This window comes from Zymomonas mobilis subsp. mobilis ATCC 10988 (assembly GCF_000175255.2).
GTDB classification, from domain to species: Bacteria; Pseudomonadota; Alphaproteobacteria; order Sphingomonadales; family Sphingomonadaceae; genus Zymomonas; species Zymomonas mobilis.
In genome coordinates this window covers 1-17,304 of sequence record NC_017262.1, presented here as the reverse complement: position 1 = coordinate 17,304, position 17,304 = coordinate 1, and the positions used below count along the sequence as shown (strand labels likewise).

General features: G+C 47.5%; 13 protein-coding genes and 1 tRNA gene. 4 read left to right on the top strand and 10 right to left on the bottom strand.

What is annotated here, in order from left to right; all coding sequences use genetic code 11:
• Nucleotides 1–49 precede the first annotated feature (49 nt).
• Nucleotides 50–970, bottom strand: a complete 921-nt coding sequence (gene ypfJ, locus ZMOB_RS00075) for a KPN_02809 family neutral zinc metallopeptidase (protein ID WP_014500281.1) — start codon at nt 968–970, stop codon at nt 50–52.
• A 160-nt stretch (nt 971–1,130) separates the two neighbouring features.
• Between ypfJ and ZMOB_RS00070 the strand changes: the two genes are divergently transcribed.
• Nucleotides 1,131–1,205: transfer RNA gene (locus tag ZMOB_RS00070), tRNA-Asn, on the top strand.
• A 673-nt stretch (nt 1,206–1,878) separates the two neighbouring features.
• Entirely contained in the window at nt 1,879–2,727 is an 849-nt protein-coding gene (locus ZMOB_RS00065; RefSeq protein WP_237331442.1) for an aldo/keto reductase, read from the top strand.
• 124 nt (nt 2,728–2,851) lie between these two features.
• Here the strand turns inward: ZMOB_RS00065 and pepN are convergent, their stop codons facing one another.
• The 4 genes from pepN to map form a co-directional block, all read right to left on the bottom strand.
• On the bottom strand, nt 2,852–5,455 hold the full coding sequence (gene pepN / locus ZMOB_RS00060; RefSeq protein WP_014500280.1) for an aminopeptidase N: 2,604 nt from the start codon (nt 5,453–5,455) through the stop codon (nt 2,852–2,854).
• A gap of 67 nt (nt 5,456–5,522) precedes the next feature.
• Complete coding sequence (locus ZMOB_RS00055) at nt 5,523–6,479, bottom strand: DMT family transporter (RefSeq protein ID WP_014500279.1); 957 nt, start codon at nt 6,477–6,479, stop codon at nt 5,523–5,525.
• Nucleotides 6,480–6,516: 37 nt separating this feature from the next.
• Nucleotides 6,517–7,530 carry a threonine aldolase family protein gene (locus ZMOB_RS00050; RefSeq protein ID WP_011241142.1) on the bottom strand — a complete coding sequence of 338 codons (1,014 nt, stop codon included), beginning with the start codon at nt 7,528–7,530 and terminating at the stop codon, nt 6,517–6,519.
• A 65-nt stretch (nt 7,531–7,595) separates the two neighbouring features.
• Complete coding sequence (map, locus tag ZMOB_RS00045) at nt 7,596–8,426, bottom strand: type I methionyl aminopeptidase (RefSeq protein WP_011241143.1); 831 nt, start codon at nt 8,424–8,426, stop codon at nt 7,596–7,598.
• A gap of 112 nt (nt 8,427–8,538) precedes the next feature.
• Here map and ZMOB_RS00040 point away from each other — a divergent pair, with 112 nt between their 5' ends.
• Nucleotides 8,539–9,300, top strand: coding sequence for a competence/damage-inducible protein A (locus tag ZMOB_RS00040; protein WP_011241144.1), 762 nt, complete (start codon nt 8,539–8,541; stop codon nt 9,298–9,300).
• A gap of 12 nt (nt 9,301–9,312) precedes the next feature.
• A complete protein-coding gene (locus ZMOB_RS00035) occupies nt 9,313–10,317 on the top strand; it encodes a dienelactone hydrolase family protein (RefSeq protein WP_014500278.1) in 1,005 nt (334 codons plus the stop codon).
• Nucleotides 10,318–10,407: 90 nt separating this feature from the next.
• On the opposite strand, the gene ZMOB_RS00030 is transcribed toward ZMOB_RS00035, so the two are convergent.
• The 5 genes from ZMOB_RS00030 to dnaA all read right to left on the bottom strand — a co-directional run bounded on the left by ZMOB_RS00030 (nt 10,408) and on the right by dnaA (nt 17,031).
• The gene (locus ZMOB_RS00030; RefSeq protein ID WP_011241146.1) at nt 10,408–11,136 is read right to left on the bottom strand and encodes a Bax inhibitor-1/YccA family protein; all 729 of its coding nucleotides are present in this window, start codon (nt 11,134–11,136) and stop codon (nt 10,408–10,410) included.
• Between the two features lie 230 nt (nt 11,137–11,366).
• Nucleotides 11,367–11,927 (bottom strand): heme-degrading domain-containing protein, encoded by a 561-nt coding sequence (locus ZMOB_RS00025; RefSeq protein ID WP_011241147.1) that lies wholly within the window; start codon nt 11,925–11,927, stop codon nt 11,367–11,369.
• A 182-nt stretch (nt 11,928–12,109) separates the two neighbouring features.
• Nucleotides 12,110–13,201: an OmpA family protein gene (locus ZMOB_RS00020; protein WP_014500277.1), complete on the bottom strand. Its 1,092-nt coding sequence runs from the start codon at nt 13,199–13,201 to the stop codon at nt 12,110–12,112.
• A 415-nt stretch (nt 13,202–13,616) separates the two neighbouring features.
• Nucleotides 13,617–15,482 carry an ABC-F family ATP-binding cassette domain-containing protein gene (locus ZMOB_RS00015; protein WP_014500276.1) on the bottom strand — a complete coding sequence of 622 codons (1,866 nt, stop codon included), beginning with the start codon at nt 15,480–15,482 and terminating at the stop codon, nt 13,617–13,619.
• A 94-nt stretch (nt 15,483–15,576) separates the two neighbouring features.
• Nucleotides 15,577–17,031, bottom strand: coding sequence for a chromosomal replication initiator protein DnaA (gene dnaA, locus ZMOB_RS00010; RefSeq protein WP_011241150.1), 1,455 nt, complete (start codon nt 17,029–17,031; stop codon nt 15,577–15,579).
• Nucleotides 17,032–17,304 lie beyond the last annotated feature (273 nt).

The following is a 17,304-nucleotide window of genomic DNA, read 5'->3' as shown; positions in this document are numbered from 1 at the left end:
TGTTTTTCGCTTTCGCAAAGACATGAACAACATTTCATCTCAACAGAATTTAACTATCAATATCATGATGGAAGGTATCGCAAACGGCTGGATCGCCGCTATCAATCCCGCGTTTGAGCCAGCGCATTCTTTCCGCAGATGTGCCATGAGTGAAACTTTCAGGAACGGGTCGCATCCCTGCTGCTTTCTCTAAGGTATCGTCGCCAATAGCCTGCGCTGCCCGCATACCTTCTTCGACATCGCCCTCTTCTATCCGGTCGCGGTTATGCGCTGCCCAGACTCCGGCATAGCAATCGGCCTGTAATTCCATTCTCACCTGTAGGGCATTAGCGGCAGCTTTGCCGACATTAGCTTGTTGTTCACGGATTTGGTCGGATAAGCCCATTAAATCTTGAACGTGATGCCCGACTTCATGGGCGATAACATAGGCTTGGGCAAAGTCACCGCTGGCATGGAAGCGGTTGACCAGTTCATTATAGAAATCTGTATCGAGATAAACGCGCTGATCTGCTGGGCAGTAAAAAGGCCCCATCGCCGATTCTGCTGCACCGCAGCCTGAACGACCTCTTTGACTATAAAAGACCAATGTTGTCGGTTTATATTTTTTACCGGCATCAGCAAAAATCTTGCCCCATGTGTCTTCGGTACTAGCCAAGACACGGCAGGAGAAAAGGCTTGCGGCGTTAAGTTGGCAGGCCTGTTGTGCCGAACGAACAGAATGCACCTGATGAGGTGCCATCGCGGGTTGTGTCGAACTGCCACCCCCTATAAAGCCCAGTGGATTTATTTTAAAAATAAAACAAATGATCACCAAAACGATCACGCCGCCGATACCGAAACGACCAAGGACAAAGCCGAGCAAGCCGCTAATCAGGTTAAACCCGCCGCCACCGCCGTTATTACCACCGCTAAAATCTTCACCACGTTCGTCTTCGACGTTATCGCTGCTTCGGTAGTCATCAAGCCGCATTATGAACCTTCCCAATTTACCCGCAGGCCTATTTATAGGCCGACGGCGGGTTTTATCTATAGCTTTCATTTTTTTGTGTTTTTTTTGAAAAAAACGCTTGCAGAACACATAGCTGATTGTTATACGCGCTTCACACCCAACGCGGTGATTGACATAGTGTTCCCTGATAGCTCAGCGGTAGAGCGTCCGACTGTTAATCGGCAGGTCGTAGGTTCGAATCCTACTCGGGGAGCCATTTCAACGATAGTCCTTATCGTTTTATTTTCTCTTTAAAAATTTATCTTATTTCCGATCAATCGGTTATATATCGCCTGATAGATTAAAGACTTTCTGCATTGGGATTGTCTGAATGTATTTCGGGTAGATCTGTTACTCTGTTTAAAGTGTTTTTTTCGTCTACTTTCCTAATTAGGTTATTTCCATAACGTGACCCAATAGCGTGGCCGTGAGCGCTTGGCTGCCATGGGATAGGGATATTTTCTTTTTTCGAGATACCACCAGCTATTAAGCCATTAAGCCATTAAGCCATTAAGCCATTAAGCCATTAAGCCATTAAGCCATTAAGCCATTAAGCCATTAAGATATCGCTACGCATTCTTTCGGCAAGGAAAAAGGTGATTAGTCGTTATTTGGGGTAAGAAATGTTTATCCTCGGATCGAGATTTCTTGAATAAAGAAGGACGAGTGGTTTTCTTCATTTGAGCCTTTTTTCTTTTTTGCTTTTTCTATTTCGCTGAAAACACCCCTTTTCACCTATTCCAGATAGATTGTCCCCTTTCGCTTTTTTAAAGCATTGATCGTAGAAATCGCTCCGATGGTCGTATGACAGCGTTTTCTTTGGAAAGCGGGGTTTTACAGCCTTTATCAATAGGGTCAGGATGAGGGAATCATCCTCTATATGGAGAAGTATGATGTCCCCTATTTCGATACCCTCGATCCGTCTGAATGACGGCAATGATTTGCCTGCGGTAGGTTTTGGCACCTATAAGCTCAATGGTTCGGCCGGTGTTTCCGATATCGTCAGCGCGATTAAAGTCGGATACCGCTTGCTCGATTCCGCTTTTAATTATGAGAATGAAGGTGCTGTAGGCGAAGCTGTTCGCGAGGCCGGTATTGCCCGTGATAAATTGCGGATCGTGTCCAAATTACCGGGGCGACATCATCATTTTGAAGAGGCCATTGCAACGGTCGAGGAGTCGCTTTATCGGGCACAGCTTGATTATTATGATCTCTATCTGATTCATTGGCCTAATCCGAGCAAAGATCTCTATGTCGAGGCGTGGCAGGCCTTAATTGAAGCCCGAAAAAAAGGGTTAATCCGTTCGATTGGTGTCTGTAACTTTTTACCAGAACATCTGGAAAGGCTGATTAAAGAGACAGGTGTAACGCCGGTTGTCAATCAGGTGGAATTGCATCCCTATTTTCCGCAGGAAGAGCAGCGGGCATGGGATAAAGCCCATGGCATTGTTACCGAGTCATGGAGTCCTTTGGGACGTGCCAGCAAGTTGCTACAGGACGACACGATTAAAAAAATTGCGGATCGCTTGGGTAAGTCTATCCCGCAGGTTATTTTGCGTTGGCATGTCCAGCTTGGAGCGATACCGATTCCGAAAGCCTCTAGCAAAGAGCGTCAGATTGAAAATCTATCCTTGTTTGATTTCGAGCTGTCGCCGCAGGATATAGAAATAATCGCGACTTTAGCACGGCCTGATGGCCGCTTGGCCGACCAAGACCCTGCCCGCTATGAAGAATTTTAAGTGATTATTGTGCGGTAAGTCGGTCATATCCGACATAACAGGATCTATTTCGAGATAAAAAAGGCTGCCATGAAAGGCAGCCTTTTTTGTTGAGGGATTATTTATTGATTAGGTCATTTCAGTTTTAGGCTTTGTTCGGAAGCAGGCTTTTTGAGGCTTGCTCGAACACGTCACGGGACAAATCAGGCGTGGATAAAATGCGTTTCAAGGCATTCTGCATCATTTCTGCCCGATCGGAACCGTAGCGTTGCCAGCGGCCAAAGGGTGCAATCATTCTGGCCGCCGTCTGCGAATTGATCTTGTCGAGCGCGATGACCATATCCGTGACAAAGCGATATCCCTCCCCTGATAAATCATGGAAAGCGCGGGCATTATGAGCGAAGCTGCCAATTAAAGCGCGCGCACGGTTCGGATTTTTCAGTGTAAAATCAGGATGTTTTGCCAGTTTCTTCACATTTTCTATGACATCTGGACGGGTTGAGAAAGCCTGAACCGCAAACCATTTGTCAATAACCAGCGCATTGCCTTTATAGCGTTCATAAAAAGCGGTGAGCGCCTTTTCTCTTTCTGGCGAGAAGCCGTTAACCAGCACATCCAAAGCGCCGCGCCGATCGGTCATATTGTCGGCTTTTTCAAATTGTAGCCATGCTATGCTGGGCGCATCAGCCAGTTCCCCAGCTGCCAGATAGCTGAGTGCGACATTTTTCAAACGACGCGCCCCAACGGCTTCGGGGGTATATTGGTAGCTTGGCCGTTCGCAGCTTTGATAGGCTTGCTGCCACAATTTTTCGAGCGTCTGCCCCAGCATTTTACGGAGATCATCGCGGATTTCTGCAATCCGTTTCGGATCAACGATATCGAGTTTTTCGCCGACCATATTTTCAGAAGGCAGAATAACGGCTTCGGCAATGAAGGCGTTATCCAAATCTTTGTTAGTCAGCGTTTTTTCAACCGCATTGATAACCGTTTTTGGATCGACCTGTTCACCCCGCACGCGAGCAACCATGAAATCAAGCATCAATTGCTGCATGGCTTCATAGCGAGCAAAAGGATCATCATCATTGGCCGAAAGGAAGGCGAGATCTTCGGGGCTGACTTGGTTTTCAACCGTAACAGGTGCCGAGAAATGGCGGTTGATTGAAAGAAGCGGTTCTTCAGCCAGATTCTCAAAACGGTAGCTTTCGCTGTCTTTGGTCAGCGTGAGCAACTGTTCCCCAATAAGATTTTTACCCGTTTGCTTGCCAATTAAGGCTATCGCGACAGGTAAAACAACTGGCTGTTTTTCAGGTTGGGATGGTGTGGCGGCTGTTTTTTGCGACAAAGTAAGCGTTGCTGTTTTTGTCGCGCCATCCCATTTCAAACTGGCTTTTAATTCAGGCGTACCTGCCTGATGATACCAGTGGCGGAAATCCGTCAGATCGACCCCGCTTGCCTCTTCCATGGCAGCGACAAAATTTTCGCAGGTAGCCGCTTCACCATCATGGCGTTCAAAATAAAGATCAGTTCCCTTCCTGAATTTTTCTGCACCTAGCAACTGATGCATCATTCGGATGATTTCTGCTCCTTTATTATAAACCGTTGCTGTATAGAAATTCGAGATTTCGATATAGCTATCGGGCTGGATCGGATGGGCTAAAGGCCCTGCATCTTCGGGAAATTGAGCCGCCCGCAAGCTACGGACATCTTCGATACGTTTGACCGCAGGAGAGCCGAGATCGGCCGAAAAACTTTGGTCGCGGAAAACGGTGAAGCCTTCTTTCAGAGAAAGCTGGAACCAGTCGCGACAAGTGACGCGATTGCCTGACCAGTTATGGAAATATTCATGGGCAACGACCCCTGCAATCGCATCGTAATCAGCATCGGTTGCGGTATCAGGATCGGCAAGAATATAGCGTGAATTGAAGATATTCAGGCTTTTATTTTCCATGGCACCGAAGTTGAAATCATCAACTGCCACAATATTGAACTGATCAAGATCATATTCGCGGCCATAGACCTTTTCATCCCATGCCATTGCCATTTTTAAGGCATTCATGGCGTGATGAGTCTTGTTGATGTCATCCGGTCTAACCCAGATAGCGAGCGCAACTTTACGGCCTGACTGGGTTATAAATTCGTCACGATACGCAGCCAAATTACCCGCGACCAAGGCAAAGAGATAACAGGGTTTCGGAAAAGGATCATTCCAAAGCGCAAAATGGCGGCCATTTTCGCTTTTGCCTTCCAAAGTCAGATTGCCGTTGGAGAGCAAGACTGGAAAAGCCTTTTCATCGGCTTCCATCCTGACGGTATAGCGGCTGAGAATATCAGGACGATCAGGGAAATAGGTGATCCGGCGGAAGCCTTCGGCTTCGCATTGAGTGCAAAGCAGTCCCGAAGAAGCATAGAGTCCCATAAGCTGGGAATTGCTTTCGGGCGAAATTTCTACCTCGGTTTCGATCGTATGGGCTTCACCGCCAAGCGCGATAACCAGACCCTCTTTTTCCTGTTTTACCTGTGATTGGGCATCCTGCCCGTCAACTGAAAAAGCAAGAAGCTTTTGGTTATTACCGTCCAATTTTAAAGGGCGGTTATGGTCGCCGTTGCGTTTTACCTGAAGGCGTGCCTTGACGCGTGTTTTTTGAGGATCAAGGGCAAAATCAAGCGCGATTGTCGGCACCAGCCAATCAGGAGGTCTGTAGGCATGACGGTGGATGACCACGGGCGTATCAGAGTGATTCTCTGACATATTTATCTCCTGACCTTGATTGAAGATTGTGCAAGAAAGGAAGCGGATCGAAGCTTGATAAGCGGATTTAATCGATCCTTGCCTTTACCATGACAGAACGTATTGATTTTTTTTGTGATTTCATAGCGAGCAGAAGGCCTGCCAACACCATGATGCTGCCTGCAATGGCAGAGCTGCTCCAGATATAATTTTCATAGAGCGTCGAAATGACCATCGCGAGCACGGGGCTTAACACATGGGCATAAGCTGCCATATCGGGCCCAATGATATGTAAAACATAAAAATATAAAACAAAGGCGAGCACCGAGGCAAAAAGTGTGAGGTATAGTAGCCCACCCAAATAGGCTATGCCGCCGATAACCGGTGCGCCATCCAGAAAGAAAGCCGCCGAACCGATTCCAAGACTACCCCAGAGCATTGACCATGCCAAAAAGACCGGCATCGGTTGTGATTTTCCTCGTGGGGTTGAGAGTAGAATTTCACCCAGCGAAGTGGCCAGAACCGCCAGAAGAGACATGCCCAGACCTAATTTCATTTCCGTTCGATCTGGCAAATAAGCTAGCTGACTACGGAAAAGCAGGCCTAGGCCGATACCGGCCAAAACAGCACCGAGAATAAAATAAGGTGAGCTTTTTTTGCCTAAGAAAACCCGTGCAAAAAAGCTGTTGGGGATAATGATAAGGGCAAAGACAACCGCAACCAGCCCCGAAGTGATATGTTTTTCAGCCGCATAAAGAAAACCGTAATCAACGGAAATCAAAAGCAGGCCAACGGTTATGCAGAAAAATTGGTTGCCACGATCCAAGGCCAATTTGTACCCTTTTATCCGGCAGAAGAGCATCATCAGCAATCCGGCGACAAAAAAGCGGTAACAAATTGACCAGTTCGCGGGGACAGAATGTAATTGATCCCGAATGACAATCCATGTCGTACTCCAGATCAAAATTACCAGCAAAAAAGGCAAAAATACCTTGGGGGATGTCAGCTTTGATTCTGACTGACTCTCCCTTTCTGCTTCGTTCATTCTATCCCCTCTTTCGGATGGTTATCCGACCTTCTTTTTATAAAGCCTTTAAGGCTTTTTCTAATGCAACGACTTCATGTTCCGGCTGATCCCATGAGGCAACCAGACGAATTTTGTCATGACCCCAGTCATAGAAAACAAAGCCCTGTTTCCGCAATTCTGCCCGTTCTTCCATCGAGATGAATAAGAAGACTTCATTGGCTTTGACCGGATAGGCATGTCTTTTGGGATCAACAGCTTCTGCAATCCGTTTGGCAACGGTATTGGAAGAACGCGCCAGATCAAGCCATAAATCATTTTTCAACATGGCTTCGATTTGGGCGGCAATGAAGCGACCTTTGGACAGCAAATGACCTGCCCGTTTCCGGCGACGTTTATTGTGGGCAGCAAGCTCACGATCGAAGAAAACGATCGCTTCTGCGGCCATGGCACCATTTTTGGTAAAGCCGAAGCTCATCAAATCAACACCGGCTTTCCATGTCAGATCAGCCGGATTGCAACCGAGAGCAGCAACCGCATTAGCAAAACGGGCGCCATCCAGATGGAAACGCAAGCCTTTTTCACGGGCAACGGCACCAATAGCCGCTGTTTCTTCTGGTGTGTAAACCTGACCTAATTCAGTTGAATTGGTAATGGTCACCGCATGAGGTTGCACCATATGGACGCTGTCAGCAATCGCTTCAGCTCTTGTCTTTAAGGCTTCGGGCGTAATTTTAGCGCCTTCACCTGGAACCAACAGCAATTTGGAACCGCCGGTATAAAATTCAGGAGCGCCCCCCTCATCCGTTTGGACATGGGCATCCTGACTGCATAAGACCCCCCCAAAAGGCGGGCAGATAGCGGATAAAGACAGGGCATTGGCCGCCGTTCCGGTGACTGCCCAATGAGCCGTTACGTCTGTCCCGAATAATTCCGAGAAAATAGCGTCAAGTTTCTGACTCCATTTATCGGAATCATAAGCCATGTCGCTTTGATTGGCGGCGATAATAGCATCCATGACGGGGGCTGCGACAGTGGCAGCGTTATCGGAAAAGAAACGAATACTTTGCATTATATTCACTATCCCCAAATTATGTATGATAGCTTATCATGAATTTTTGTTATAAAATAACAATGTTATACCTGGTAAGGTGGTGCATCTAATCCGGCTGCGCTTTTTGTAAAGATTTCGCAACCCTTTTCTGTGATGCCGATAGAATGCTCGAACTGGGCGGAAAGTGAACGATCGCGGGTAACGGATGTCCAACCATCATCCAGAATTTTGACATCCGGCTTGCCGATATTGATCATCGGTTCAATCGTGAACAGCATCCCCGGCTTTAACTCAACACCTTCACCCGGAATACCAACATGGACGACTTCTGGTCGGTCGTGGAAAACCTTGCCCAAACCATGGCCGCAGAAATCACGGACAACGCCGTAGCGATGTTTGGCAGCCAATGTCTGGATAGCATAGCCGATATCGCCGATATGATTTCCGGGTTTGGCCTGTTCGATGCCAAGCATTAAAGCCTGATAGGTCACATCAACCAGTTTTTTAGCCTTTAAAGGCACATCCCCGACGAAGAACATCCGGCTGGTATCGCCATGCCATCCATCGACAATAACGGTCACATCAATATTGATGATGTCGCCTGATTTGAGTGCTTTTGGCCCCGGAATACCGTGGCAAATCACATGATTCGCAGAGATACAAACCGATTTCGGATAACCGCGGTAATAACGGCAGGCAGAAACACCGCCGCCCTGACGGATCAGGTCATCGGCCAGAGTATCAAGGGCTTCGGTAGTGACGCCCGGTTTGACATAAGGCACCAACGCATCAAGAACATCAGCCGCCAATCGGCCTGCTTTCCGCATTCCGGCAAAAGCGTTTTCATCGTAAAGTTTGATGGCATGCGTACGAATAGCCGCATCACCTTCTTTGACATGGATATATTCGGTCATAACTTCTGCTATAACCAATAAGCTTTCCCTTTGCGAGCCGCATTAACATATTCCGTTTTCGGATTCGGAATATCTGCCGCATCAGAGGAAAGAGGAAAAGGACGGACTGAAAATGACAACAAATAATCGCGTATGGACGGCCGCTTTGTTGGTTATCGGTGATGAAATTTTGTCTGGACGCACCGAAGATCGAAATATTGCCCAGATTGCTTCATGGTTGAACATGCAGGGAATCAGGTTAGCGGAAGTTCGGGTTATTCCTGACGACAGTCAGGCCATTGGAGAGGCCGTTCTCGCCCTGAAAGACAATCATGACTATTTATTTACAACTGGTGGCATTGGCCCGACCCATGACGATATTACTGTAGAATCTATCAGTCAGGCTTTGAGGCTTCCCGTTATTATTCATCCCGAGGCCAAAGCCTGTCTTGACGCCTATTATGCCGATCGTGGCGGTGTGACCCCTGCCCGGCTCCGGATGGCAAGAACACCAGAAGGAGCAACACTGATTAAAAATCCGGTTTCTGGTGCGCCCGGTGTCCGTATCGGCAATATTTTTATCATGGCCGGTGTGCCTAAAATTGTAACAGCCATGCTTGAAAGTCTGAACGGCACTTTATCCGGTGGGAAACCTGTTCTATCCCGCACTGTCGGAAGCTGGAATGGTGAAAGCCAGATTGCCAAAATCTTGCAAGAAACCGAGAAAGATCATGCCCTCTGCAAATTGGGAAGCTATCCTTTTTTCCGAAATGGCAGCGGTGGAGTCAATCTGGTAATCCGCTCGGTCGATCGCGAGGCTTTAAATCGTTGTGCCGAAGATTTGATTAACCGACTTTTGAAAGAAGACTTGTCGGCTGTCGATGGTGCTATTTAGAAGAGGTTTTTTATGGCTTTAAAAGGCCTTTTTTTAGACAAAATAAGAGATCAGGCGATTAACCGCCGCCGTCTTGGAAAAGCAATTCTACAATTTGGGACGGCTGGTCTGTTATCAGAGACGGTTATAGGACGCGCTTTGGCAGCAGAAGAAAATCCCCCTGCAAAGAAGTCCTTCCCTTTTCCGATTGATAAAGGGGACGATAATCCTTTGCTGAATACCCATCGGGTTAATTGGCGGGTTACCAATGGGGAATTGATGCATGGCTATATTGCGGTACCGGCCGCTGCCAGAAATAAATTACCGACTGTTCTCATTATCCATGACGAGCAAGGGCTGGATTTTGCCACGCGGGAATATACCCGTAAAATGGCATTGAATGGCTATATTGCCTTGGCACCGGATTTTCTGTCTGCTTGGGGTGGTATGCCGGACGATCCGGCCAAAACACGCGCCTTGCTAAGGGGTGTCGATTGGTCATGGCTTGTCAAAGATGCCGCGATGACGGTCGATTGGCTTAAAAATCAGCGCTATTCTACAGGAAAAGTCGGAGCTATCGGTTTTGGTTGGGGTGGCAAACTGGCTCAATATACTGCTGCGCAAGCCCAAGATGCGTTAGCGGCAGCAGTCGCTTATTATAGCGAGACGCCCCCTATGAATGAAGCTGCCCATATCAAAGCGCCGTTACAGCTTCATTTCGGCACATCGGATTCTGCGGTTAATGCGGCGGCTTTAAATTGGGTGTCAGCCCTAAAAAGCGCCTCTGTGCCATTGGAATGTTATTTTTATCCCAATGCCGGACATGGTTTTATGAATGAAACCCAGCCTGCTTATAATGAAGTGGCTGCAAATGAGGCGTGGAAGCGTAGCGCTGAATTTTTGGCAGCTAACCTTAATCCCAAAGAAAGCCTGCTTCATAAAATCAATAAGGGAGAGCAAAAGTTAGAGAAAGAGCAAGCGGTGGCCTCTTCTACGAAACCCAACGTTACCCAAAAGGCCAATCAACAGCCGAAATAAAGCGCTTAAAGCCTGAAAATTTACTCTTTATACTAAAAAAGCCCGAAACAGAATTTCGGGCTTTTCTTTTTTAGCAATCAATTAAGGTGATTAGCGACGGTCACCCATGAAGTTCAGCAGGAAGCTGAACATATTGATGAAGTCCAGATAGAGGCTTAAAGCGCCCATCACTGCCATTTTACCGGCGTATTCACCACCAGAAGTCATGAAATACATGCTTTTGATTTGCTGCGTATCATAAGCGGTAAGGCCAGCAAAAATAAGCACGCCTAAAGCACTGATACCGAATTGCAGCGATGAAGAGTGAATGAACATGTTCAGTAAAGAGGCTACGATCAAGCCGAAAACAGCCATAATCAGGAAGCTACCAATACCAGACAAGTCCTTCTTCGTCAGATAGCCAAAAACACTGAGCCCTGCAAAGGCAGCAGCCGTTGCAAAAAAGGTCTGGGCAATAGACGTGCCGGTATAGACGAAGAAAATCACCGCCATCGAAAGTCCCATGACGGCCGCATAAGACCAGAAAAGCGTTTTTAACGTCGAAAGCTTGAAGCGGTTTACACCAGCGCTAAGGGCGAAAACAAAAGCCAGCGGCGCCAGAATAACCAGCCAACGCAAAGGTGAGAAAATAATGGCCGCGCCTAAGGCTGAATGTGCCACAAGATAGGCAACAATGCCGGTAAGCAATACACCGCCAGCCATATAATTATAAACCGAAAGCATATAGGAGCGAAGACCGGCGTCCCGCTCCGAAGCTCCGTTACGGCCACGCGCAGCAGATTCCGTCACGGTCATCCGGGAATCATTCCAATTTGCCATAATAGATAATCTCCAATTGAGATATTGTTGCTACCTATATCAGCATGAGAATAGGAGGTTTCAAGCCGATATAAGATAACTTTTTTCCAGAAAATAACGCCTCTGACAGGCAAAATAGGTCGTATTTTGACCTGAATGCAGAGAAATTATATTCAACGAATTGTTATACTATGATGAATAAGATTGTAACAAATTGTTGAGGATATCAAATTTTATAACAAGTGATATCGTCAGACAATGGTTTCATCAAGTCTTGCCTTGCCAAGGCTATCTTGGGTCAGATATTCGAGCGCTGTTTTTTCAGCCGGAAGGCCAAGATGAACAGCCAAGGCTTGAACGACAAGAGCGTGATCGTCTCTTTGATCTAAGCCTGAAACGGCAATATATCCAACAATACCAGCCTTTTCTACCGTGATTGGAAAAGCCCCACCATGCGTGGCGTAATCTTTATCATCGAGGCCATAGCCAGATAAGGTTGTAACGCCTTTTTTCTTCAACTTTAGGCCAACGGCATAGGAACTGGTGTAATAATGGGCGACTGTTGCGGCTTTCCGTCGGAGCCAATTTTTATTGTCGGGTGAGCTGTTGGGCATAGCACAATAAAAAAGCGGCTGATTAAAACGGGCGACGGTAATCGCAATCGGGTAGTTTTTCTGAACAGCAATCTGGCGAATATAAGAGCCGAGTTGCCATGCAATATCTTCATTAAATTCCGGTAAGCGCAGCAATTTTTCTTGCTGTTTCACTGCGGCGATATCTGCATCGAGAGCTAACTGTTGAAGATTACCCATGAGAGGCACCTCTTATCTTTTGTTATGAAAAGAGCTTAGCCTCATCATGCCCATAAAGACAGTTACATTCTGTATTTTGTCGAAAAGGCAAAGAGCGACAAGGAAGTAGACTGCAAAAGATAAAAAAAGGCCAGTCAAAATGACCGGCCTTTTTTTGTTGAAGCCTAAAAAGGCAGTGAAAATTACTGACCTGAACCCGGGCCGAAAGTGATTTCGACGCGACGGTTCTGAGGTTCACGAACACCATCAGCCGTCTGAACCAGAAGATGCGTTTTACCGTAAGCTTCGGTAGCCATTGCATCGTCAGGAACACCCTTGCCGACCAGATAAGCTTTAACAGAATCTGCACGACGCTGTGACAGACCCATGTTGTATTTAGCCGGACCTGCGGTATCGGTGTAACCAGCAACAACCACGCGAGCCTGCCCAGTCTGGGCGTAGGAAGACGCAACGTTGTCGAGGATAGAAGCCGCTTCTGGCGTAATGTTATACTTATCAAAGTCGAAGAACACCAGGAACGGCCCCGGAATAGCTGGGACCGGTGGCGCAGGCGGTTCTTCGGGGGGCGGAGGCGCCGGTGGCGTCGGAGGCGGAGGAGCCGGCATCGGAGGAGGCGCAGGCTGAGCAGCCTTCGGTTCACCGAAGTTGAAGACCAGACCGGCCAAGACGCTATGCGAACGATAGCGGCCAGACATGTTGCCCATGTCGGTCGTCCGGAAATTCAAACCGTTTACGTTGAAGAAACGATACTTCAGTTCGAAGTCGATCATTTTGGTGACCGGCTTACGGATACCAGCGATGACCTGCCATGCGAAATGGGCATCGTTATCGTTGGCGAAGCTGTTACCGCCACCTAATGAATAATGGTTAAGTGCGACGCGAGCGACACCGACACCGCCTCCGATAAAGCCGGAAACACCGTCATTTTTGCCGCCAAAGTCGAACATACCGTTCAACATGAAGCTCAAGACATCGGTTGAACCATGGCTTTTAGCCGTGGTACCACCTGCCGAAAAGTTCCCATTATTGGAGCTTTTGTAGGCAGCTTCACCTTCAACACGGAACGGCCCGAAGTCGTAACCAACATTGGCGTCGACATCATAGCCTGCTTTGTTACCCATTCTAGCAGACTGGGCGTTCGGAAGTTTATAATGTATGTCTTCGACGAACAGACCACCGCCGTCGACGCTGACATACCAAGCACCGTCGCGAGCGAGCGCCGGTGCAGCTATTGCGCTAGAGGCGAGCGCAGCCACAATGGCCAGCTTACGCATTGTCATCCCCTTTCAATCAAACCCTTACGGATTACTATCGTAACTAAACAAAGCAAGCGAGCGGTGCAAGCACACATATAGCTCAAAATGTTGCCAAAAAGCATCGCATATCAAACGAAAAGCGTGTTTTTGCCTAATTACGCATAATCGAACCAGCGATTTCTTCAAAGAAATCTTAAAAGAAATTTCAAGCTAGTTTGTTTTGTCATAGTAGTTTTAGTTAGAAACGCAAAAAAATAAAATAAAAAGCGACATCTTTTTGCGGATTAGTCCCTTTTACCGCGAATAGAGACTTTTATAACGCAGTTGACATCCAAGAGAGTGGGATATCTATAGCGCTTTCCTTGAGCATGGAAGCGGGCTTTTAGAAAAGAACCCGCCTACACGCTAGATAAAAAGTGATATTTCACCCAAGCTATTCAAGCATTTCGCTTTTTTCGAGCCAGATCGCTTCTTTTTTATTGATTTCGTCTTCAATATCAGCGCGCGACTTCATTAACTGGGTAACGGTCAGTTTTTTGTCCTTGGGAGAGGCCTGATCGGGATCAAATAAAGCCTGATCTATCTCGCTTCTGCGAGAAGTTAACTTGCTGATTTCACCTTCAAGTTTTTTGATTTCATCGCGCAAGGCTTTGTTTTGTTGCCTTTTTTCTGCCCTAGCGCGCTTGTCGGCTTTTTTATCTTGTGCTTTTACCGGAGCATCTGAGGTGGGTTTATCAGATTTGCCTAAAATGAAATTGGTATAATCATTCAAATCGCCATCGAAATCAGTGGCTTTACCATTATCGACCAAAATGAGGCGGTCTGCAGTTAATTCTAACATATGGCGATCATGGGAAACGATGATAACGGCGCCCTGATAATCAGCCAAAGCCTCGATCAAGGCTTGCCGAACATCTACATCAAGATGGTTCGTTGGTTCGTCCAAAATAAGCAGATGAGGTGCGTCGCGGGTAATCAATGCCAAGGCCAATCTTGCCCTTTCACCACCAGACATGCTGCCCACTTTTTGGGTCGCTTTATCACCCGAAAAACCAAAACGCCCTAATTGTGACCGCACGGCTGTTGTTGACGCGCCCGGCATAAGCCGCGTCATATGGTCCAGCGGACTATCGTCAACATCCAGTTCTTCCACTTGATATTGGGTGAAATAGCCTACCTTTATCTTGGAAGAAGTAACCATCTGGCCATCGACTGTAGGCAATTGGCCAACAATCAGCTTTGCCAAGGTTGTCTTACCGTTACCGTTCCGACCGATGAACGCGATTCGGTCATCAGGGTCGATGCGCAGATTAAGCTTGGTCAAAATCGGCTTGTCATCATAACCGACCGCAGCTTGATCTAGCGTGATTAAAGGCGGTTTCAGATTGTCATCGGGACTTGGAAAAGAAAAGCTGAGTGATGGATCTTCGACCGCAGCGGCAATCGGTTCCATTCTTTCCAGTGCTTTCATCCGGCTTTGTGCCTGACGGGCAGAATGAGCTTTTGTCCGCCAACGATTGACAAAACTTTGTAATTTTTCCCTTTCGGCTAATTGCCGATTACGTGCCGATTCGAGTTGGGAGAGTCTTTCTGCCCGCTGTCTTTCAAAAGCATCATATCCCCCCGGATAAAGGGTCAGCTTGCCTTGCTGTAAATGCAAAATATGGTCGGCAACCTTATTCAGAAAATCGCGTTCGTGACTGATTAAAAGTAACGTCCCACGATATCCCCGCAGAAAGTTTTCAAGCCAAAGCACGGCTTCCAAATCAAGATGGTTGGAAGGTTCATCCAACAGCAACAGATCAGGCGCTGAGAATAAAAGTGCGCCCAAGGCGACCCGCATCCGCCAACCACCTGAAAAAGCCGAAAGCGGTTGATGCTGCATAGTTTCGTCAAAACCAAGACCAGCCAGAATACGCGCTGCCCTTGCTGGCGCGGTATAAGCATCAATCGTGTTCAGTCTTTCATGAATTTCGGCCAGTTTTTCAAGATCGCTTTCCGTTTCGCTTGCTTCCATCAGGCGCGAACGTTCTTCATCAGCCGCCAATACAGTTTCATAAGGCGTGGCTGATCCTTCGGGCGCTTCCTGTGCTATATAGCCGATCCGTGTCCCGCGCGGCATGGATAATTCGCCGCTGTCGGCTTCCAATAAACCGGCAACCACCTTCATTAAGGTTGACTTCCCTGCCCCGTTACGACCGATTAAGCCGACATGGCTACCGGGTGGTAGGCTGGCCGTGGCCTGATCAAGGATAAGTTGGCCTCCAAGCCGGACAGTAATAGCCGAAAAACTAAGCATAATTCTCAATTCGGATGGTTGGTCGGGAATAGGAAAGAAAGTGATTCATAAAAATCACAAGCGAGGCATTCAACCCTTATTCTAAAAAAAGCGGTTAGCCTTCAAATTGGCGCATCAGCAAACGGACATCCGAATCGACATCTTCATCCGTTATCCGCAGCTTTTCTATCTGCCGAATGGCATGAATAACCGTGGTGTGATCGCGCCCACCAAAACGTTGCCCGATTTCTGGTAATGAACGGGAAGTAAGTTGCTTTGAAAGATACATCGCAACTTGGCGTGGGCGAGCAATAACCCTGTCCCGTCTTTTAGAACTCATATCCGCTAATTTAAGGTGATAATGGTCACAAACCCGTTTTTGAATATCTTCAACCGTTACGCGCTGTTGCGTTGTCCGAAGGAGATCGGCCAAGGTTTCGGTAACGAAATCCATATTGATGGGGCGATTGGAAAGCGTTGCATAGGCAACCACCCGATTAAGCGCGCCTTCCAATTCCCGCACATTGGTACAAATCCGTTTGGCCAGAAAGAAAACGATATCTTCTGGCATTGAGACCTGTGGCATGGCTTCGAGTTTTTTGAGGATAATATTTAATCTCAACTCGAAATCGGCCGGATTGACATCAGCCACCAAGCCCCATGACAAACGGGATAGAATACGGCTTTCAATCCGTTCAAGATCTTGTGGGCTGCGATCGGCAGAAATAACCAGACGACGGCCAGCGGTGATGACCTCGTTCATTGTGTGAAAGAATTCTTCCTGTGTGGAATCCTTTCCGGCAATGAATTGGACATCATCAATCATCAGAAGATCGGCAGAACGCAGGCGGGCTTTGAAGCTATGGGTATCCTTGGCGCGCATCGAAGCGACAAAATCATACATGAATTTTTCAGCCGACATATACAAAGCCGTGCTGTTCGGATGCCGTTTGAGATATTCAATGCCCACGGCATGCATGAGATGGGTTTTTCCAAGCCCCGTTCCGCCATAGAGAAAAAGCGGATTGAAATCGAGTTTGCCACCTTCGGCAAAAGTGCAAGCCGCCCGATAGGCTAGATCATTTGCTTTACCGACAACAAAATTGTCGAAATTATAGCGTTCTTCGAATTGATTTTGATCCTCACCCTCCGCCTTTTTTTCAGGGCTAGTGCTTTTGGGTGTGGCGGGAACAGATTGTTTTTTCTTTGCCGGTTTTTTCGGCAATGGGCGAGGTTGATCCCCTAGCGGTAATTCTATTTCGGTAACATCGAGGAGCAAAGGTTGCGATTCTGGGTTACGGACGCTGACCTTGACTTCGGCAATGCCCGGCCAGACTGTCCGCCATGCCAGCAAAAGCTCATCTGACAGATGAGAGGATATCCAGTTAGCCATAAATTCGCTGGGGCAAGCCAAGCGAATGATTTTTTTCTGGCTATCAAAATCGGCAAGCATCAGGGATTTAAGCCAGCTTTCAAAAGTCCGGCTGCCGCATTTTTTGCGCAATATCTGGCGCGCTTCGCTCCATGCAGCTGGCAGTAATGAAGCCCAGTCCTGTGACGGGGGCTGCATATCTCCACCTTCTTTTTGCACTGGATTCAGCACGCTATTCTACTACCCCGCTTTGCTTTGCCTTGTATCAATGGAGAGTGTATTTCCGGCAAACTGTATCTTTTGAAAAGACAGCTTTTGCGCTCTTGAGCCTCTTGTCGCGGAGACCCGACATATCTGATTCTTTGTCTATTGAAGCCTAAATAACAGACTCAAATATGATCCGGTATGTTCTTGCTTTTTGGAAGAGCAATCCCCGCCAATCAAGGGGGAAGCGACAAGAGTCTTAAAAAT